The 19,141-nt window shown below is 59.2% G+C and carries 24 protein-coding genes; 14 read left to right on the top strand and 10 right to left on the bottom strand.

What is annotated here, in order from left to right; translation table 11 throughout:
• Positions 1 to 97: 97 nt before the first annotated feature.
• On the bottom strand, positions 98 to 223 hold the full coding sequence (locus ACYZUD_RS16755; RefSeq protein ID WP_462024990.1) for a hypothetical protein: 126 nt from the start codon (positions 221 to 223) through the stop codon (positions 98 to 100).
• On the opposite strand from ACYZUD_RS16755, the gene ACYZUD_RS16750 reads away from it, so the two are divergent.
• The 9 genes from ACYZUD_RS16750 (at position 216) to recX (ending at position 7,135) form a co-directional block, all read left to right on the top strand.
• A complete protein-coding gene (locus ACYZUD_RS16750) occupies positions 216 to 2,183 on the top strand; it encodes a phage tail tape measure protein (protein ID WP_462024989.1) in 1,968 nt (655 codons plus the stop codon). The genes ACYZUD_RS16755 and ACYZUD_RS16750 overlap by 8 nt on opposite strands.
• A complete protein-coding gene (locus tag ACYZUD_RS16745) occupies positions 2,183 to 2,566 on the top strand; it encodes a phage tail protein (protein ID WP_462024988.1) in 384 nt (127 codons plus the stop codon). The genes ACYZUD_RS16750 and ACYZUD_RS16745 overlap by 1 nt, the downstream gene beginning before the upstream one ends.
• On the top strand, positions 2,559 to 2,771 hold the full coding sequence (locus ACYZUD_RS16740; RefSeq protein ID WP_462024987.1) for a tail protein X: 213 nt from the start codon (positions 2,559 to 2,561) through the stop codon (positions 2,769 to 2,771). The genes ACYZUD_RS16745 and ACYZUD_RS16740 overlap by 8 nt, the downstream gene beginning before the upstream one ends.
• 9 nt (positions 2,772 to 2,780) lie before the next feature.
• Positions 2,781 to 3,797, top strand: a complete 1,017-nt coding sequence (locus ACYZUD_RS16735) for a phage late control D family protein (RefSeq protein WP_462024986.1) — start codon at positions 2,781 to 2,783, stop codon at positions 3,795 to 3,797.
• Between the two features lie 63 nt (positions 3,798 to 3,860).
• Positions 3,861 to 4,424, top strand: coding sequence for a glycoside hydrolase family 19 protein (locus ACYZUD_RS16730; protein ID WP_462024985.1), 564 nt, complete (start codon positions 3,861 to 3,863; stop codon positions 4,422 to 4,424).
• Positions 4,406 to 4,942, top strand: coding sequence for a lysis protein (locus ACYZUD_RS16725; protein ID WP_462024984.1), 537 nt, complete (start codon positions 4,406 to 4,408; stop codon positions 4,940 to 4,942). Before ACYZUD_RS16730 ends, ACYZUD_RS16725 begins: the two co-directional genes overlap by 19 nt.
• Positions 4,943 to 5,022: 80 nt before the next feature.
• Complete coding sequence (locus ACYZUD_RS16720; RefSeq protein WP_462024983.1) at positions 5,023 to 5,523, top strand: CinA family protein; 501 nt, start codon at positions 5,023 to 5,025, stop codon at positions 5,521 to 5,523.
• Positions 5,524 to 5,606: 83 nt separating this feature from the next.
• Entirely contained in the window at positions 5,607 to 6,659 is a 1,053-nt protein-coding gene (recA, locus tag ACYZUD_RS16715; protein ID WP_462024982.1) for a recombinase RecA, read from the top strand.
• Between the two features lie 8 nt (positions 6,660 to 6,667).
• Positions 6,668 to 7,135 (top strand): recombination regulator RecX, encoded by a 468-nt coding sequence (gene recX, locus ACYZUD_RS16710; RefSeq protein WP_462024981.1) that lies wholly within the window; start codon positions 6,668 to 6,670, stop codon positions 7,133 to 7,135.
• Positions 7,136 to 7,178: 43 nt separating this feature from the next.
• On the opposite strand, the gene ACYZUD_RS16705 is transcribed toward recX, so the two are convergent.
• Complete coding sequence (locus tag ACYZUD_RS16705; protein ID WP_462024980.1) at positions 7,179 to 8,297, bottom strand: LOG family protein; 1,119 nt, start codon at positions 8,295 to 8,297, stop codon at positions 7,179 to 7,181.
• Positions 8,298 to 8,782: 485 nt separating this feature from the next.
• Here ACYZUD_RS16705 and ACYZUD_RS16700 point away from each other — a divergent pair, with 485 nt between their 5' ends.
• Positions 8,783 to 8,977: a hypothetical protein gene (locus ACYZUD_RS16700; RefSeq protein WP_462024979.1), complete on the top strand. Its 195-nt coding sequence runs from the start codon at positions 8,783 to 8,785 to the stop codon at positions 8,975 to 8,977.
• On the opposite strand, the gene ACYZUD_RS16695 is transcribed toward ACYZUD_RS16700, so the two are convergent.
• Positions 8,978 to 9,403, bottom strand: a complete 426-nt coding sequence (locus ACYZUD_RS16695; RefSeq protein WP_462024978.1) for a PA3611 family quorum-sensing-regulated virulence factor — start codon at positions 9,401 to 9,403, stop codon at positions 8,978 to 8,980.
• A 190-nt stretch (positions 9,404 to 9,593) separates the two neighbouring features.
• On the opposite strand from ACYZUD_RS16695, the gene ACYZUD_RS16690 reads away from it, so the two are divergent.
• The 3 genes from ACYZUD_RS16690 (at position 9,594) to ACYZUD_RS16680 (ending at position 11,650) form a co-directional block, all read left to right on the top strand.
• Positions 9,594 to 10,352 (top strand): tRNA-uridine aminocarboxypropyltransferase, encoded by a 759-nt coding sequence (locus tag ACYZUD_RS16690; RefSeq protein ID WP_462024977.1) that lies wholly within the window; start codon positions 9,594 to 9,596, stop codon positions 10,350 to 10,352.
• 209 nt (positions 10,353 to 10,561) lie between these two features.
• On the top strand, positions 10,562 to 11,212 hold the full coding sequence (gene erdR, locus ACYZUD_RS16685) for a response regulator transcription factor ErdR (protein ID WP_010462704.1): 651 nt from the start codon (positions 10,562 to 10,564) through the stop codon (positions 11,210 to 11,212).
• Positions 11,213 to 11,287: 75 nt separating this feature from the next.
• Entirely contained in the window at positions 11,288 to 11,650 is a 363-nt protein-coding gene (locus ACYZUD_RS16680; RefSeq protein ID WP_462024976.1) for a diacylglycerol kinase, read from the top strand.
• Here ACYZUD_RS16680 and ACYZUD_RS16675 read toward each other — a convergent pair.
• The gene (locus tag ACYZUD_RS16675; protein ID WP_462024975.1) at positions 11,647 to 12,573 is read right to left on the bottom strand and encodes a LysR family transcriptional regulator; all 927 of its coding nucleotides are present in this window, start codon (positions 12,571 to 12,573) and stop codon (positions 11,647 to 11,649) included. The two genes, ACYZUD_RS16680 and ACYZUD_RS16675, sit on opposite strands and share 4 nt — an antisense overlap.
• A 151-nt stretch (positions 12,574 to 12,724) precedes the next feature.
• Here ACYZUD_RS16675 and fpr point away from each other — a divergent pair, with 151 nt between their 5' ends.
• Positions 12,725 to 13,504: a ferredoxin-NADP reductase gene (gene fpr / locus ACYZUD_RS16670; RefSeq protein ID WP_003443014.1), complete on the top strand. Its 780-nt coding sequence runs from the start codon at positions 12,725 to 12,727 to the stop codon at positions 13,502 to 13,504.
• Between the two features lie 154 nt (positions 13,505 to 13,658).
• Here fpr and tsaA read toward each other — a convergent pair whose 3' ends face one another.
• The 6 genes from tsaA to rimO form a co-directional block, all read right to left on the bottom strand.
• Positions 13,659 to 14,375, bottom strand: a complete 717-nt coding sequence (tsaA, locus tag ACYZUD_RS16665) for a tRNA (N6-threonylcarbamoyladenosine(37)-N6)-methyltransferase TrmO (RefSeq protein ID WP_462024974.1) — start codon at positions 14,373 to 14,375, stop codon at positions 13,659 to 13,661.
• 165 nt (positions 14,376 to 14,540) lie between these two features.
• Complete coding sequence (locus ACYZUD_RS16660; protein WP_109628252.1) at positions 14,541 to 15,311, bottom strand: SDR family oxidoreductase; 771 nt, start codon at positions 15,309 to 15,311, stop codon at positions 14,541 to 14,543.
• Positions 15,312 to 15,528: 217 nt separating this feature from the next.
• The gene (locus ACYZUD_RS16655; protein ID WP_462024973.1) at positions 15,529 to 15,999 is read right to left on the bottom strand and encodes a YehS family protein; all 471 of its coding nucleotides are present in this window, start codon (positions 15,997 to 15,999) and stop codon (positions 15,529 to 15,531) included.
• A gap of 75 nt (positions 16,000 to 16,074) precedes the next feature.
• Positions 16,075 to 16,785 (bottom strand): rRNA pseudouridine synthase, encoded by a 711-nt coding sequence (locus tag ACYZUD_RS16650; protein WP_462024972.1) that lies wholly within the window; start codon positions 16,783 to 16,785, stop codon positions 16,075 to 16,077.
• A gap of 189 nt (positions 16,786 to 16,974) precedes the next feature.
• On the bottom strand, positions 16,975 to 17,448 hold the full coding sequence (locus ACYZUD_RS16645; RefSeq protein ID WP_462024971.1) for a GNAT family N-acetyltransferase: 474 nt from the start codon (positions 17,446 to 17,448) through the stop codon (positions 16,975 to 16,977).
• Positions 17,449 to 17,561: 113 nt separating this feature from the next.
• Positions 17,562 to 18,899 carry a 30S ribosomal protein S12 methylthiotransferase RimO gene (gene rimO / locus ACYZUD_RS16640; RefSeq protein WP_462024970.1) on the bottom strand — a complete coding sequence of 446 codons (1,338 nt, stop codon included), beginning with the start codon at positions 18,897 to 18,899 and terminating at the stop codon, positions 17,562 to 17,564.
• Between the last annotated feature and the right edge of the window lie 242 nt (positions 18,900 to 19,141).

Here is a 19,141-nt window from a genome sequence, read left to right as displayed (position 1 = left end):
AAATTCTGGAGTGGGACGTCGGCAAGGCATTGCGCCGCTACGACATCGCGATCACTCGCCTTGGCGTGAAAGAGGAGTAGAGCGGGATGGCAGACAGTCAATATTCGCTGTCCGGTGCAGCGATCAACAGCATGGAGCTACCGCGATCCGGCAGCACCTCTGAAGCGTCCGGGCTGGTGGGGCTGACGGGGCCTTTGTCGCAGCTGAGTCTGGACTTGAACACGACCAGCCTCGACATCCGCCGGTTGGCGGTGGAGCAGGGCAAACTGGTTGAAGCACTGACGGCGCTGAACCTTGGGCTGTCGTCGCAGCGCTCGCTGCTCAAGGCAAGCACAGGCGGGCCGGCGGCAAGCAGTGAGCCGACATCAAAACTTATCGCTGAGGTCGAACAGCGGTCGCCGCCTGATCGACGCAAGGCCTCGATGGCCAGTGAATCGGCGATGGTTGATCTCGCTCAGGCGTTGTCGGCGGGCAAGGATCAGCCCCTCGACAAAAAAATGCTCCGGGACCTGGAAATCGACAACCACAGGCTGGCCAGTGAAGTACGCGTTGCCCCCAGTGGGGCGACATCCGTGCAGTTGGCGCAGGTTGAAACGGCCGCAGCCAGATCGGGCATCGGTGCCGGCCTCGATTTGCCCGCAAAGAAGGTCGTTCTGCTGGAGTTTGCCGGGGATGCCGGAACCCTGGCGTCGGCGTTCAACATCGGTGTCAAGGAAGCAGGCCAGATCATGGCCGATTTTCGCAACACGCTGAACCTTGACCGGGGTCAGAGCCTCGATCTGGGCAATGCCACTCATTACCTGGGCACTCACCTTGACGCCGAAGCCGCCGACATCGCCTCTGTCGTGCAACAGAGCGGCGAAGCCGGGATGGCTTCAGGCCTGAAACCCAGGGAGGTGGCGGCCTTCGCCGCGGCTCTTCTGAGCACCGGTGCGGACAAGACGGGTGCCGGTGTTGCGATAAAAGGTTTCAGTACCGCTCTGGTCGATGGCGGCTCGCCAGCACAACGATCGGCCTGGGCGCAGTTAGGGCACAATCCCGGGGAGCTTGCCAATGAACTGCGAACGGATGCACCGAAGGCAATCACGGATGTGCTTGAGGCGCTGAAAAATCAATCCGTCGAAAAACGGTCCTCGCTGGCAAAAACACTGTTCGTCGACGCCGAAGCGATGCTGCGGTTGGCGAAGAAGCCCGATGACCTGCTCAAGGCCTTTTCGCTGGTGCCCGACAAAGGGCAATACGCGAACGACGGGGGCTCGATGGTGCAGGCCGCCGAGGCTCGGGGACGCACCTTGCAAGGGCGCTGGAATGCCCATGATGCCAGTCAGACGCGTCTGTCTTCGGCGGTTGGTAATGCGATGGCGCCGATAGATGACGGCCTGATGGTCTCTATGGATACCTTGACCGACGGTTTGAGTTCGCTGGCAGAGGGATCGCCGAAGGCCGCTGCCGGGGTCGCCCTGGTGGTCGCAGCCGTTGGGTCCCTGCTGGGCGCGGTGGCCGGGGCGGTGGTGTCGGAGGCGTTGTCGGAAGTGGGCAAGAAGGTTCTGAATCAGGCTGCCGCGCGCCTGCCCGCAGGGTTAGGGGGGCTGATTGCCGACGCTGATGAAGGTGGCGGCAAGGGCACGAAAAAGATACGGAACAGCACGTCAATCACGCCGCGGGCCAGTGCCGTCAAAGCCTCGGGGTTGGGGCGTCGTCTGGTGGGCACCCTGGCCAGCGCCAAACCCTTTGTTAATAAGGCGGCTGCACCTCTCATGGTGCTCAGCGCCGGCTACGACGCGTACAAAGGCTTACGCGACGGGGATGACAAGGCTGTTGGAGGTGCTGTCGGTCAGTTGGCGGGGACTGTCGTCGGTGCGGCGATAGGGTCGCTTCTTCTTCCCGGAGTCGGCACGGCAATCGGCGGTATGGCCGGCTCGTGGCTGGGTGAACAACTGACCACCCCGACTGACCGCCTCGGCGCACCGGACCAGGTCAGCAAAGACCTGTCCAGCGCCCAGACAGTCAACCAGCAGATCAACTTTGCCCCGTCCATTCAGATCAGCACTCCGGATCCCGCCACTGCCCAGCAGATCGCAAGCCTCGTCGCGCAAACGCTGGAGGCGCAATTTTTTCCCATGATGATGACTAACCCACTCGCCGTGCGACGAAACGCGGCCCTGACCGATGGAGCCTCGTGATGCGCCAGCAAATGATACTGGGCAGTTTCATTTTCGGGCTGTCCCGAAACTTCGCCTACAGCACATTGGTTCGAACGTCCGATGGCGGCTGGGTGGATCTGAACATCCTCACCGGCAAGCCTAAATCCAGCCAGATCGGCCAGAAACTGGAGAAGCTGACCATCAGCGGCAGTTCCATGTATGCGGTGGCCATGGACCGGCTCGATGAATTGCGAGCGCTGCAGGCACTGCGAGTGCCGCTGCCGTTGGTTGACGGTATCGGCAGCAACTGGGGATTGTGGCGGATCAACAGTGTGACGGAGACCCAGAAAAGCATCATCGATGACGGGACGGCAATGGTGGTCGAGTGGTCGATTGAACTGATGGAGTTCATCAATGCGTAGAGTTCGAAGTATTGCCGGTGATTCGGTGAATCTGCTGCTTTTTCGTGAAACCGGACGCTGTGACGACGCAGCAGAGGAGGCGCTCTGGCGCCTGAATCCGCTGCTCGCCGAACAGGGGCCGGTGCTGCCGTCGGGGATTTGGGTGACGGTACCCGAGGTGGAGGCGCAGCTTGCAGTCACCACCCCGGTGTCGGCCTGGGACTAAGGAGGACATATGACGCTTGGATTTACGCCGGCCGTGGAAATTTACGGCGCCAATGCCGCACTGCTCAACGAGCGATTGATCGAATGGCAGCATATCGAGTCCTCCGGTATCGAGTCCGATCAGATCAGACTCGTCATCGATGTCGAAGGGCTTGAAGGCCTGCCCGGACTGGGCGGCAAGATCGGCTTGCGGGTGGGTTACAAAGAGTCGGGCCTGGTCGATAAAGGTATGTTTGTCATCACTCAGCGCACCCCTCATCTGTATCCCCTGCAGGTGTCACTCATTGCCATGTCGGCGCCGTTCAGTGGAGCCGATGAGACCGGCTTCAAGCAGCGCAGGTCGGCCAGTCATGGGCCCACTGCACTCGGTGCGTTGTTTCGCGAGCTAACGACGAAACACGGGTTTTCGCCGCGTGTGGCACCTGAGCTGGAGACCATAAGGATTGATCATATGGACCAGTCCAACGAGACGGACATGGGCTTTCTGACGCGAGTGGCGGGAATTTACGGCGGGGTCACGAAGCCAGTGAACGGGTTGTATGTGCTGGCCAAGGGCGGGCAAGCGAAGTCGATTTCCGGCAAGCCCCTGACGGAAGTACTGCTGTCGGTGACAAAGGACAACCGTCCGGGCGACCAGGCATTTACCACCGCCAGCATCGATGAAAAGGCCCGATCCAAATACAACGGATGTACCACAACCTGGTGGGACGCGGCGGCGGGCAAGGAGCGAGAGTTTCAGTTGGGGCTCACACCGTTCAAAAAGCTTCGTCTGCGCTATCAAAATCAAGACCAGGCCATGGCCGCCGCCGAAGGCGAGTTGCGCAGGTTGGAGCGCGGTGCGTTCAAGCTGACCATCAATTGTCCGGGACATCCAGCCTTGACCGCCGAAGGCGTGATTCGGCTGGATGCCAGCTGGCCCAGGATCATGCAGGGTCGATGGTCGGTCAACAAACTGACAGCCAGTGGCAGTCGGTTACAAAATTATCGATGCATTGTTGAAGCCAATTGCCTGGACCCCACGCAATAATGTCCGGTAGCGGGGTAAACAGGCCCCGCATTGACCATCGTTCAGATATCGAAAAGGACTTCAATGACGTTAACCATTCAAGAGCTTTTGAGCATCATGCCCAACGCCCGCTCACAAGCGGGCGTTTTCATTTCTGCTCTCAACAGCGCCATGGCTCACCACAACATCAACACCCCGAAACGCATTGCCGCTTTCCTTGCGCAAGTCGGTCACGAATCGGGGCAGTTGCGGTACGTGCGCGAACTCGGCAGTGACCAGTATTTGAGTAAATACGACACCGGCACGTTGGCCGCGCGTTTGGGTAATACACCTGAGCCCGACGGCGACGGCCAAAAATACCGCGGCCGAGGCCTGATCCAGATCACCGGTCGCCACAACTACCGCCAGTGCAGCCTCGGACTGTTCGGCGATGAGCGTTTGCTGGAGTTGCCTGAACTGCTGGAACAACCCCAATGGGCGGCCGAATCCGCCGCCTGGTTCTGGGCACAAAACGGCCTTAACGAACTGGCCGACCGTGACCAGTTCAACAGCATCACCCGCCGGATCAACGGGGGCCTGAACGGGTTGCAGGATCGTCTGCAACTCTGGGGGCGGGCGAGGGCGGTGTTATGCCCGCCTTCGGTTTGATCACGGTGTCCTGGCGGGTCGTTGGTGTCGTTGTGTTGCTGGCCGTGTTGGCCGGCGGCTCGGCGGCACTGGCCTGGTGTCTTCAGGATTGGCGGTACGGGCGCCAACTGGCGGAACAGACCCAGGTGCAGGCCGAAACGCTGAATCAACTGACATTGGCGACCGCCACCCGGCAACAGGCGGAGCAGGACAAGCCTCTGGCATTGGAGCAGCGGCTGTCGGTCAGTGAACAAACCCATTATCGAGCACTGAGTGATGCCCAACGTGATCAAGGTCGCTTGCGCGATCGTCTTGCCACTGCTGATGTGCGCCTGTCAGTCCTCCTCGACACCCATGACGCAGCCTCAGGCTGTGCAGTGCCAACCGCCTCCGGTGCCAGCGGCGTGGATCATGGAACCCCGCGCGCCCGGCTTGACCCGGCGCATGCTCAGCGAATTATCGCCATCACCGACGAAGGCGACCGCGGACTGATTGCCTTGCAGGCTTGTCAGGCGTATGTCAGAGCCCTCGGGCGCTAACATTTTGATCGGTCCTGTGCCTTGCAAGCGCGATCCGCTCGTGTACGGTAGTTCCCATTCCGCTCGCTCAGGAGATGACCGTGAAAGAAATCACCCAACTGGCCGCTGAACTTGGCAGACGCTTGCAGGTTCTCAATGCCCACGTCACCGCCGCCGAATCCTGTACTGGCGGTGGGATCAGCGAGGCGATCACCCGGATTCCGGGGAGTTCGGCGTGGTTCGAGGCCGGTTATGTCACTTACTCCAACCGTCAGAAAACCGAGCAATTGAACGTTCCGGTCGAGTTGTTTGCGACGGTGGGGGCGGTCAGTCGCGAGGTGGTCGAGGCCATGGTCCGAGGCGCGCAGGAAAAAAGCCGGGCGCGTTTTGCCGTGGCGGTCAGCGGTGTGGCGGGGCCGGATGGCGGCTCCCCGAGCAAGCCGGTGGGCACGGTGTGGCTGGCCTGGGGCGTCGGCGAGCAGGTGTTCAGCGAGGTGCAGCACTTCCCCGGTAACCGTGACGAGGTCCGCCGACAAACGGTGAAGGCCGCGCTAGAGGGGCTGCTGCGGCATGCCGCTGGAGAAATCTCAAATCAGGGGTAGGCGATCCTGAAACGCTGTGGAATAATACTGTCTACTTATACAGGTGTTGGCCGTCAGGCCTTATTGATTACGTGAGGACTTTAATGGACGACAACAAGAAGAAAGCCTTGGCTGCGGCCCTGGGTCAGATCGAACGTCAATTCGGCAAGGGTGCCGTAATGCGTATGGGCGATCAGGACCGTCAGGCGATCCCGGCTATTTCCACTGGCTCTCTGGGTCTGGACATCGCGCTCGGCATTGGCGGTCTGCCAAAAGGCCGTATCGTTGAAATCTACGGTCCTGAATCCTCCGGTAAAACCACGCTGACACTGTCGGTGATCGCCCAGGCTCAAAAAGCCGGCGCGACCTGCGCATTCGTCGACGCCGAACACGCCCTCGATCCTGAATACGCCGGCAAACTCGGCGTCAACGTCGATGACCTGCTGGTTTCCCAGCCGGACACCGGCGAGCAAGCCCTGGAAATCACCGACATGCTGGTGCGTTCCAACGCGGTTGACGTGATCATCGTCGACTCCGTGGCGGCTCTGGTACCCAAGGCTGAAATCGAAGGCGAAATGGGTGACATGCACGTGGGCCTGCAAGCCCGTCTGATGTCCCAGGCACTGCGTAAAATCACCGGTAACATCAAGAACGCCAACTGCCTGGTGATCTTCATCAACCAGATCCGTATGAAAATCGGCGTGATGTTCGGTAGCCCGGAAACCACCACCGGAGGTAACGCACTGAAGTTCTACGCCTCGGTTCGTCTGGACATCCGCCGTACTGGTGCGGTGAAAGAAGGTGATGAAGTCGTCGGTAGCGAAACCCGCGTCAAGGTTGTGAAGAACAAGGTCGCTTCGCCGTTCCGTCAGGCCGAGTTCCAGATTCTCTACGGTAAGGGTATCTACCTGAACGGTGAGATGATCGATCTGGGTGTTCTGCACGGTTTCGTCGAGAAATCCGGTGCCTGGTATGCCTACGAAGGCACCAAGATCGGTCAGGGCAAGGCCAACTCGGCCAAGTTCCTGGCGGACAACCCGGAGATCGCCGCGAAACTTGAGAAGCAACTGCGCGACAAACTGCTGAGCCCAGCACCGGACATCAAAGCTTCGCCGGTCAAAGAGAAAGCAGAAGACTTCGTTGACGTGGATGTCTGATTGATCCAATGACCGCCGTACTCGATACACTCGTCGCGGTGCGGCGAACCGCAATGGACCTGCTCGCGCGACGCGAGCATGGTCGAGTCGAGCTGACGCGTAAACTGCGTCAGCGCGGCGCTCTCCCTGAAATGATCGACACAGCACTCGACCGCTTGACGGAAGAGGGCCTGTTGTCCGAATCCCGTTACCTCGAAAGCTTCGTTTCCTATCGTGCCCGATCCGGCTATGGCCCTTTGCGTATTCGCGAAGAGTTGAGCCAGCGCGGCCTGCAACGTGCAGATATTGAGCTTGCCTTGCGCGAGAGCGGTATCAACTGGCAGGAACAACTGGAAGACACCTGGCGGCGCAAGTTCTCCGGGCATTTGCCGATAGACGCCAGGGAACGCGCCAAGCAAGGCCGGTTCCTGAGTTATCGGGGATATTCCATGGAAATGATCGGCCGCTTGTTCAGCGGTCGGGGAATGGATGATTGATAAAAAACGGCCCGCTATTTCGATAGCGGGCCGTTTTTTTGCCTCACGTCACCTTGGAAGGTTCCCGCGTGCGCTGTTGCGCCTGGGGTTTGGACTGTGCCCAGTTTTCCGGCAGGTTGATGTAGTCCACCAGTTCCCGCAGGCGTCCATGGTCACGAGCGTTGAAGGTGAAGGCCAGTCGCGCCAGGTGGCTGAATTGCGGTTCGTCGTGTTCCTCTCCGCTGTAGGCATGCTGATGGAAGTGATCGCTCAGGCACAGGTCGGCGAATGCTTCCTGCATGTGTTCGAGCGCATCGTCGCTGAGCTTGTGATTCATGCGGATCACGAACTGATGCTTGAGCCAGCGGCTGGAGTGGAAGTTGCTGTAGAACTGATTGATCTGCTCCACCGCCTCTTCGGCGCTGTAGACCAGGCTCACCAGCTTCATGTCGGTCGGCAGGATGTAGCGATTCTCCTCCAGTTGATTGCGGATGAAATCCAGTGCGCCCTGCCAGAACTTGCCGCCCGGAGCGTCCAGCAGCACCACCGGTACCAGCGGACTCTTGCCGGTCTGGATCAGCGTCAGTACTTCCAGCGCTTCATCGAGGGTGCCGAAACCGCCGGGGCACAAAACCAGCGCATCAGCCTCCTTGACGAAGAACAGCTTGCGGGTAAAGAAGAAGTGGAAGGGCAGCAGGTTGGTGGTGCCATTAACGGTGGGATTGGCATGCTGCTCGAAGGGCAGGGTGATGTTGAATCCCAGGCTGTGATCCAGGCCGGCACCTTCGTGGGCCGCCGCCATGATGCCGCCACCGGCACCGGTGATGACCATCAGATCCGAGCGCGCCAGCGCGGCGCCGAGTTCTCGGGCCAGACCATACAGCGGGTGTTCCACAGGTGTGCGGGCCGAGCCGAAAACGGTGACTTTGCGTCGCCCCCGGAACTGTTCCAGCACACGGAAGGCATGTTCCAGTTCGCGCAGGGCTTGGAGGGTGATCTTGGCGTTCCAGCGGTTGTGATCTTCCTGGGCCATGCGCAGCACGGTCAGGATCATGTCGCGGTAGATCGGAATGTTCGGGCTGTTGGGTGAAACCAGGTTGAGTTGCTCTTCGACCTTGCTGGTGAGGTCGTGGCCGCTTTCTTCAAAATGACGGCTCAGGAGGTCATTCGGTTGGTAAGGCATTCAACTTCTCCTTCTGCACAGAACCCTTGGCCCCGACAAAGCAGTCGTCGACGCCACGACACCTCATGTGTCGCTGTCTGCCCAAGCCCGTGCCTGGGCGATCCACTTGACTCGAGTTGCAATCGAGTCATCCATACAGGCTCTGTTTTTCCCTTGGATGAAAGAAACGTTCGCACAACAAGACGCGTAGCGGGCAGCCCCTTTTCTGCCCTGAAAAATTAACGTGAACACTCTGAATCTAGACCCTTGCGGTGATTTGCGCTGACTTGATCATTGCGCCGCAAAGTCTTTCCTGGCAACCGCTTATTGACGATTTGCAAGGTGATTTCACCGCTCGTCTGAACACACGCCGTGTGTCCGTCACTCTGATTTACTAAGTTACAGGCGTGACACGACAACTTTGCGTCAAAGGCAGGGCGCACGGTACAAGCAGTTCAAGGACTTTTTCGCTCAAGCAAGGGCGAGGTGCAAGGAGGCGGGAAGCAATGACCAGAGTCATTCTGGAGATCGATACGCAACTGTATCGATTGCTGAAGTCATCAGCCGAGACCCATCATTTGAGTCTCGAAGAGGAGTGTTGCCGACGTCTGGAGGGGGTCGACCGACGCTCACGGTATTTGCAGGCGCTGTTGGCAGAACTGCGCGCCGAGGATGAGCAGCGGCGCGCCAATTCCCATTGATTACTTTTTCTTCGCCGGTGTGGCTTTCGGGCAATCAGATTCCTGATAGCTGGCGGAGCCGACTGAGCGGTTGGTTTTCACTTCAGTGAAGTCGTAACGCATGACCGCGCCCTTGGCCATCAGTTTGCGGAACGATGGGTTGTTGCATACAGAGGCGCCAAGCTGGAAATACACGGCTTTCGGGTCGGCACGCATCTTGTTGGCGTGGCTGCTTTGCACGCTCAGGTGGTTGATCAGCACGTTGCCTTCGACGGTGTAGCCTTGATCAAGAATGTCTTCGTTGATCGCCCGTGGAGTGCCAACACTGCTTTGTGTGGCGACGTTTCGCAGCTCTCTGTTGAGGTTCTGCTCACTCAAGGAAGCAGCCTGAGCGCTGAAAGACGACGCCAGCAAAATGGCAGCGGTGGGAACGATAAGGCGCAACATGAAACTCTCCTGGTTCAGTGACTGGTGGTTCGACCAGCCACATGACTGTGCGTTCAGTGGCGGCGAATTATAGGGGAGGTGGGCTGGACGGTACAGGCTTGCGCTGGCCGCTCTGATAAACTGCGAGCACTTATGCCCTGCCGAGTGTTTTCTTCGTGTCGATTTTCTTTTCCCGCCGGCGTTACCCGCGATGAGCCCTGCCGTCCCGTATTTTTCTGAAAATGCCGTGTCCCGTTTGCGCGATCAGCGAGAGGAAGAGGGCATCAAGCCGATTCAGGCCCGTGGCTGGCGAGCGCCGCGTTGCCGCGCCTGCCGCGTGATCGAAAGCCACTGCCTGTGCGCCTGGCGCCCGCAGGTCGAGGCCCGCTCCGGCGTGTGCCTGATCATGACCAACAAAGAAGTGTTCAAGCCGAGCAACACCGGTTGGCTGATCGCCGATGTGGTGCGCGACAACCATGCGTTCATCTGGTCGCGTACGGAAACTGACCCTCAGTTGCTGGCATTGCTGGCCGACCCGCAATGGCAACCCTATCTGGTGTTTCCGGGTGAGTACGTCGAGCCTGAGCGAGTGACCAACACCGTCGAGGTCAACAGCACCAAGCGCCCGCTGTTCATTCTGCTGGACGCGACCTGGACCGAAGCCCGGAAAATATTTCGCAAGAGCCCGTATTTTGATCGGCTCCCGATTTTGAGCCTGCTACCCGAGAAGCTTTCGCGCTATCGGTTGCGTCGCTCGACTCGTAGCGAGCACTTGTGTACGGCTGAAGTGGCGGCGCTGTGCCTCGATCTGGCGGGCGATGTTGAGGCCGCATCGGCGCTGGACGCTTATTTCGACGTGTTCAGCCAACATTACCTCGATGCAAAACATCAGCTCGAAATGAATGTTTCAACACCGGCACACGCCGAGCTGATGCCTTTCGTGCAGAACGCTGCCCCCGTCATGTGCTGATTGTCGCCCATACTGCAAAGAACTGTACTGGCCATGCACCTTGACCACCCTGGTTTCGCTGGGCATGCTTGGCGCCGATTAGGGCGCGGCCAAAGTTTGATACGCCGTTTCTCTACGTGAATAGCCACGTAATTGGCGTTGAACGTGCCCTGTTGGTGCAGCTCCGTGGCTGTACCTCGAGTTGTTTGAAAAACAGGATCATTTGAAAAATGGCCACATACGAAATCCTGATTGCCGATGACCACCCTCTTTTTCGTAGCGCCCTGCATCAAGCGTTGACCCTGGGCCTCGGCCCGGATGTCCGGCTGGTGGAAGTGGCGAGCATTGCCGAACTGGAAACCCGCCTGGACGAAAAGTCCGACTGGGATCTGGTGCTGCTGGACCTGAACATGCCAGGGGCTTATGGTTTTTCCGGGCTGGTGCTGTTGCGCGGTCAGTATCCGCAGATTCCGGTGGTGATGGTTTCGGCCCAGGAAGAAGCGTCGATCATGGTGAAGTCCCGTGAGTTCGGCGCCAGCGGTTTCATTCCCAAGTCGAGTGACCTGAGCGTTATTCAGAAAGCCGTACGTGCGGTGCTGGATGGCGACGTGTTCTGGCCGCCACAGGCGTTCGAAGCAGTCAGCGTTTCCGCCGAAGCCAAGGCCGCCAGTGAAGGTCTTGCGAGCCTGACGCCGCAGCAATTCCGAGTGTTGACCATGGTCTGTGAGGGCTTGTTGAACAAGCAGATTGCCTATGAGCTGAGCGTTTCCGAGGCGACGATCAAGGCCCACGTCACAGCGATTTTCCGTAAGCTGAATGTACGGACCCGCACCCAGGCGGCGTTGCTCCTGCAACAACTTGAGTCAATTTCGAGCCACTAAGGGTTGGCATCTTCACGCTTTTTTGACTTTGGTTGATCTAGCTTTCCCACTCCTTTTTGGTCAGTTGCCTACTCTATGTCCCCTTTCAAAGGCCAGACCGGCCTAAAACGCATCCTCAACGCCTCCGGCTATTCACTGGACGGCCTGCGCGCAGCCTTCACCGGTGAAGCGGCCTTCCGTCAACTGGTGCTGCTCAACGCCATCCTGATTCCGTTGTCGTTCTTCCTGAACGTCAGCCGTGTTGAGCAGGCGTTGCTGATTGCAGTCTGTCTGCTAGCCTTGATCGTCGAGTTGCTCAACTCGGCGGTGGAAGCGGCCATCGACCGCATTTCCCTCGAATTGCACCCGCTGTCCAAAAACGCCAAGGACATGGGCAGCGCCGCGCAACTGGTAGCGCTGACGATGATCGGTTTGGTGTGGGCAATCATTCTGCTTTAAGCGATGGTGGGCAGCACGATCTCGTCGCTGCGCTGAACCCCGGCGGTGAAGGCGCGGCACAGGTCGAGGAATTCGCGCATCGCTGACGTCTGATATTTCTGTTTGTGCCAGATGAAATAGAACTGCCGCGCCAGGTCCAGGTCCGGTGTCTCCACCGGCACCAGGCTGCCGCGGCGGAACGCATCGCGCAGTGCCAGCCTCGAAATGCAACCAATCCCCAATCCTGATTCCACCGCGCGCTTGATCGCTTCGGTGTGTTCCAGCTCCAGGCGGATATTCAGCGCGCTGCGATGGTGACGCATGGCCTGGTCAAAGGTCAGTCGTGTGCCAGAGCCTTGTTCACGGAGAATCCAGGCCTCGTGGCTCAGCTCATCCATGGTCGCCGTGCCGCGCTTGGCCAGCGGGTGCTGGGGTGCGCAAAACACCACCAACTCATCCTCGACCCAGCTCTGCACTTCGATGTCCGGGTGGTTGCAATCGCCTTCGATTAGACCCAGATCAATTTCATAGTGGGCGACTTGTTGCACAATGTTGGCAGTGTTCTGCACGTGCAGCTTCACCTGGCTTTCCGGATGGCGCTGCATGAAGCCGCCGATCAGCAGGGTGGCCAGGTAATTGCCGATGGTCAGGGTCGCGCCGACCGCCAGGGAGCCGAAACCGGACTTGCCGTTGAGCAGGTCTTCGATTTCCTTGGCCTGATCGAGCAGCGCCACTGCTTGTGGCAGTAGCTGTTTGCCGAGGGCGTTGAGGCTCAGCCGTTTGCCGGCGCGGTCGAACAGCTGACAGCTGCACTGGCGCTCTAGCTCGGTGATCGAGGTGCTCGCTGCCGATTGCGACAGGTTGAGCAGGCCAGCGGCACGGGATACGCTTTCCTGCTGGGCGACGGCGACGAAGACTTGAAGTTGACGGAGAGTAAATCGCATATCTATATAACCGATAACCCTTATCTTAATAATCCAGTTAACAGATATTGTCGCTGCCATTAGAATGCGATGCAATTGCGCACAGCAGCTCATTTTTACGCAGAGCAGGCGCAGAGCGCGCGCAGACCAAATCTCCAGGAGTCCCACGTACATGAGCAACATGAACCACGAGCGTGTCCTCAGTGTTCATCACTGGAACGACACTCTGTTCAGCTTCAAGTGCACCCGCGACCCGGGCTTGCGCTTCGAGAACGGTCAGTTCGTGATGATCGGCCTGCAACAGCCCAATGGCCGCCCGCTTATGCGCGCTTACTCGATTGCCAGCCCTAACTGGGAAGAGCATCTCGAGTTCTTCAGCATCAAGGTGCCTGATGGCCCGCTGACTTCCCAGTTGCAGCATCTGAAGGAAGGCGACGAGATCATCATCAGCAAGAAACCTACCGGCACGCTGGTACTGGATGACTTGAAGCCTGGCAAACATTTGTACCTGCTCAGCACCGGTACCGGTCTGGCGCCGTTCATGAGCGTCATCCAGGACCCGGAAACCTACGAGCGTTTCGAAAAAGTGATCCTGTGCCACGGCGTACGTTACGTCAACGAAGTCGCTTACCGCGAATTCATCACCGAGCACCTGCCGCAGAACGAGTTCTTCGGTGAGGCCCTGCGTGACAAGTTGATCTACTACCCGACCGTGACCCGCGAGCCGTTCGAGAACGAAGGTCGCCTGACCGACCTGATGCGCAGCGGCAAGCTGTTCAGCGACATCGGTCTGCCACCGATCAACCCGCAGGACGACCGCGCCATGCTGTGCGGCAGCCCGAGCATGCTCGACGAGACCAGCGAAGTGTTGAACAGCTTCGGCCTGAAAGTTTCGCCGCGGATGCGCGAGCCGGGTGATTACCTGATCGAGCGTGCGTTCGTCGAGAAGTAAGCACACCGCATCACTGAAAAGCCCCATTGCCGTTGCAGGCAATGGGGCTTTTTTTATGCCCGACGTAAACCTTGTAGGAGCTGTCGAGTGAAACGAGGCTGCGATCTTTTGATCTTGTTTTTTAAAAGCAACATCAAAAGATCGCAGCCTCGTTTCACTCGACAGCTCCTACAAGGTTGGAGGCGGGGATGACTTCGAGGACGCGGATCACGCCGGCCTCGGGGTAATGCCAGCGAACGTCCACATCCCAGAATTGCGCGCCATATTCCCGTTCCGGTGCGGGCGTTTGGTACGCCGGACGTGGGTCCTGCGCCAGGCATTGCTCAATCAGCTCAATCAAAGGCTCTTCAAGCCGCTGAGCGTGCCCGTGAGCCTGTTGCAGTGCCGAATCCGTCCACTGCACGGGAATCAGTTGCGGCGCAGCACTGGCGATGCTGTTGGACGCCGTATCGATGATGTCGGCGTAAGGCACGTAGGGTTTGATGTCGAGAATCGGCGTGCCATCCAGCAGGTCGATGCCGGATATCCACAGGCGATTGGCTTCGACCTTGTCGAGTTTGACGACCGATTGGCCGATGCCATTGGGCCGGTGTGTCGCGCGGGTGGCGAACACGCCTATGGATTTGTTACCGCCGAGGCGAGGAGGGCGGACCTTCAGCCGTGGTTTTTCTTCCAGCGCCTGATGGAACAGGAACAGCAGCCAGACGTGACTGACCTGTTCCAGGCCCTGCACCGCATCACCTTGATCGAACGGCGCCACCAGTTCCAGCACACCGCGAGCGGCCGGGGCCAGTTGCGGCTGGCGCGGGATGGCGAACTTCTCCTTGAAGCAGGAGCGCACGAAGCCGATCGGGGAAACGCTGTAGGTCATGGTTTGGGGTCGAGGCGGGAATGAAGGCGGGCATGATAACCCGATCGACCTCAGGACCGGTGGCGCCTGTCAGTCCCGGAGCAGGCTCGCTCCCACATTGGATCTCCTGAGCGCCATAGATCAACTGTGGGAGCGAGCCTGCTCGCGAAAGCCGCACCGCTGATCTCAGAGGCTAAACCCACCATCCAGCGGAATGATATTCCCGGTCATGTAAGCCCCAGCCGTACTCGCCAAACTGATCGCCAGCGCCGCCATCTCTTCCTCCCGACCCCAGCGCTTCATTGGAATCAGTGCCGTATCTTCCGCCAACGCTTGCTCATCGTTCCCGATGTGCTGGGTCATCTTGCTCGGAAAACGCCCCGGCGCAATGACGTTGACGTTGATGTGCTGGCTCACCAGTTCCCGCGCCAGAATCCGCGACAGTTGATGCAGGGCGGCTTTACTCGGCCCGTAGGCATAAGCCTGTTCGCCGAAGGACGAAATCCCGGCCACGGAACCGATGTTGATGATCCGCGCCGGATTCGCTTCCGAGCCGGCCTTGCGCAGCAGTGGCAGGAACTGCTGGATGCAGTTGAACACCGAGGTCACGTTGAGCTGCATGACTTTCTCCCAGCCCTTGACCGGGTAGCTCTCCAGTGGCGCGCCCCACGTGGTGCCGGCGTTGTTCACCAGAATATCCAGATGAGGGATCTGTTCGCCCAGCCGCGTGGCGAGTTGCAGCACACCTTCTTCATTGGCCAGGTTGGCCGCCACACCGTGGCACGTCCCAAAGGCACTCAATTCATCGGCTGTTTGCTGGCAGGCTTCGGCGTCCCGCGCACAGACGTACACGGTAGCGCCAGCCTCGACATAGGCCTTGGCGATCATTTTGCCGATACCACGAGTGCCGCCGGTCACCAGAGCGGTGCGGCCTTGTAGGGAAAAGTAGGGATGCATGGCGAGTCCTGAGAGCTGAGGGTCAATACACCCTAGTCGTCAGCCGCCAGAAGCGGAGCCACTATTTTTGCGAGGAATGAAGGGCCATTCGGCCCTGTAGGAGCTGTCGAGTGCAACGAGGCTGCGATCTTTTGATCTTTTTCGGCCCAGCTGAAATTCAAAAGATCGCAGCCTCGTTGCACTCGACAGCTCCTACAGGTTGGATCAGCCTCGCACGTTACTGCGGGCGAACGCGCAGGGTCAGGCCCTTGAGGAAGTTGCGCAGCAACTGGTCGCCGCACGGACGGTAGTTGGTGTGGCCGAACTTGCGGAACAGCGCGCTCAGCTCAGGTTTGGACACCGGGAACTCGGCGGCCTTGAGGATGGCGTGCATGTCGTCTTCTTTCAGTTCGAAGGCCACGCGCAGTTTCTTCAGGATGATGTTGTTGGTCACCGGCATTTCGATCGGCTGCGGTGGACGGCTTTCGTCCTTGCCGCGCTTGAAGATCACCAGGCCATCGAGGAAGTGCGCCATGACCTCGTCCGGGCAGCGTACGAAGCCTTCCTCGTCTTCCTCTTTCTTGTCGAGGTACGTCAGCAGGTCTTCCAGGCTCACGTCCATGCCGCCGAGCTTGATGATCTCGATGACTTTCTTGTCGCTGATGTCGAGCATGTAGCGCACGCTGCGCAGTACGTCGTTATGAATCATGGTGTGCAGTCCTGATATTCAGCAGTGGGCGCCGCATAAACAGCGGCGCCAAAATGTGTGGCGGCGTGAGAAGTCTTAGAACTTCTCTTTGCCGGACAGGTAACGCCATTGGCCCAACGGCACTTTTCCGATGGACACGCCGCCAATGCGGATGCGGCGGATGGCGACGACCTTCAGGCCTACGGCCTGGCAGAACAGGGCGATCACGCCCGGTTGTGGGTTCTTCATCGCAAAACGCAGGCGGTTTTCGTTCTGCCAGCTGGCTTTGACCGGCGGCAGTTCCTTGCCCTTGTAGGTCAGGCCGTGGTTCAGGCGGTTGAGGCCGTGAGCCACCATGTCGCCTTCAACCTCGACCACATACTCTTGCTCGATCTTGGCGGAGTCGGCGGTGAGCTTGCGCAGGATCTTCCAGTCCTGGGTGAACACCAGCAGACCGCTGGCGTTGGCCTGCAGGTCGGTGCTGGCGGTCAGCCGCAGGAAGTGGCCCTTGAGCGGACGTTTGCTGAAACGGTGTTCTTCGCTCAGGGTCTCGGCACTGATCGTCGCCATGGCAGTGTCTGCATCCATGCCCGTCGGAACGTTGAACAGGATGGTCACCGGCTCGGGTGCAGTGGCCTTGGCTTCCGGATCGAGCTCGACTTTCTGGGTGTCGACCTTGAACTGCGGCTCGTCGATGACTTCGCCGTCCACGGTGACCCAGCCGCCCTCGATGAACAGCTCAGCCTCCCGACGGGAACAGCCGACGAGTTCGATGAGGCGTTTGGAGAGACGAATCGGGTCAGTCATGACAGGGCCGTAACAAAAAAGGGGTGGGCATTGTACCTGCTGGGCGCCGGTTAATCCCGGCTCCATTTCACCGTTTGGCTTTTTGTGGGAGCGAGCCTGCTCGCGAATGCGGTATGTCAGTCGACATTGATGTCGGCTGACGGATTGCATTCGCGAGCAGGCTCGCTCCCACATGGGTTCTGTGTGGTGTCAGCCGTGTTGTGAGTGTTGCTGGTTTTGGCGCAATCGCATATGCAGCAGCGGATAAGGCTGGCCCATGCCATCGACTTCCGAGCGACCGATCACCTCGAAGCCCTGCTTGAAGTAGAAGCCAAGGGCTTGCGGATTCTGCTCATTGACGTCCAGTTCATCGGCGTTCAGGTGTTCCATGGCATAGCGCAGCAACTGTTTGCCCAGGCCCTGGCCGCGATGAGCCGGGTCGATAAAGAGCATTTCGATCTTGCCCGCCGCAACCCCGGCGAACCCGGTGATGCGCTGGCGCGAGTCTTTGGTGCAGATCAGCATCACCGCGTCGAGGTAGCGGGTCAGCACCAGGTTCTTCAGCAGATTGATGTAGCTGTCCGGCAGAAAGTCATGGGTAGCGCGCACTGAGGCTTCCCAGACTTGAGTGAGTTCTACGTAGTCGCTTTGTTTCGGTGTGTGGATGACCGAATGTTGGCGCATGGCCAGATGCCCCTTTTGCGGTTGATGGTGCGAGTCCTTTCTCCCACAAAACGATAGACGTAAAAAAGCCCCGCATCTCGCCAAGAGAGCGGGGCTTTTCGTATTTTCTGCGTTTAGATCTGTTCAGCCCACAGGTCGTATTCGTCGGCATCGGTCACTTTGCACCAGACTTTGTCGCCCGGTTTCAGGTTGCTGCCGTTGTCGATGAACACGTTGCCGTCGATTTCCGGGGCATCGAAGAAGCAGCGGCCAACCGCGCCTTGCTCGTCGACTTCATCGACCAGCACTTCGATTTCACGGCCGACGCGCATTTGCAGGCGTGCCGAGCTGATGGCTTGCTGGTGCGCCATGAAACGGTCCCAGCGGTCCTGCTTGACGTCGTCCGGAACGATCTCCAGGTCGAGATCGTTGGCCGGTGCGCCATCAACCGGCGAGTACTGGAAGCAGCCGACGCGGTCGAGCTGGGCTTCGGTCAGCCAGTTCAGCAGGTATTGGAAGTCTTCTTCTGTTTCGCCAGGGAAGCCGACGATGAAGGTCGAACGGATGATCAGCTCCGGGCAGATCTCGCGCCAGTTCTTGATGCGCGCCAGGGTCTTGTCTTCGAAGGCCGGGCGTTTCATGGCTTTCAGGACTTTCGGGCTGGCGTGCTGGAACGGGATGTCCAGGTACGGCAGGATTTTCCCGGCGGCCATCAGCGGAATCAGCTCGTCGACGTGCGGGTACGGGTAAACGTAGTGCAAGCGAACCCAGACGCCGAGGGTGCTCAGGGCTTCGCAGAGTTCGGTCATGCGGGTTTTCACCGGCGCGCCGTTCCAGAAACCGGTGCGGTATTTCACGTCGACGCCGTAGGCGCTGGTGTCCTGGGAGATCACCAACAGCTCTTTGACGCCGGCCTTGACCAGGCGCTGGGCCTCGTCGAGCACGTCACCGACCGGACGGCTGACCAGTTTGCCGCGCATCGACGGGATGATGCAGAAGCTGCAGCTGTGGTTGCAGCCTTCGGAAATCTTCAGGTACGCGTAGTGGCGCGGGGTCAGTTTGATCCCTTGCGGCGGCACCAAGTCGATCAGCGGGTTGTGATCCTGGCGCGGCGGCACGGCGTCGTGCACAGCGTTGACCACTTGCTCGTACTGCTGCGGACCGGTCACGGCCAGCACGCTCGGGTGCACGTTGCGGATGTTGCCTTCTTCGACGCCCATGCAGCCGGTCACGATGACCTTGCCGTTTTCCTTGATGGCTTCGCCGATCACTTCCAAGGATTCTGCCTTGGCCGAATCGATGAAGCCGCAGGTGTTGACCACCACGACGTCGGCGTCCTGGTAGGTGGACACAACGTCATAACCTTCCATGCGCAGCTGGGTAAGGATGCGCTCGGAGTCGACCAGTGCTTTGGGGCAACCCAGGGATACGAAGCCAACCTTTGGATTGGCCGGCGCAGGAGTGGTGGACATGTCTAACCTCGGTATTTGTGACGCCTCGTGCCGAGGGCGGCAAGGCGGCTGACGGGCGCTTGCTGCGCCTCTGATCAAAAAGTGCGCAATTCTAGCGACGGGAGGCGCACTTGACCAGCTTTATGCAGGGAAATACGACGAGTGCTGCGCTATGCTTCGCGCCTTTACGCTTTACCGATTTTTTACAGTCAACAAAACGTCTGTAACGTGATGTAAAACAGCGCATGCTGCACGGCAAAGCA

The sequence above is a fragment of the Pseudomonas sp. XS1P51 genome (assembly GCF_054897845.1).
This window is presented reverse-complemented; position numbering and strand designations above follow the sequence as displayed.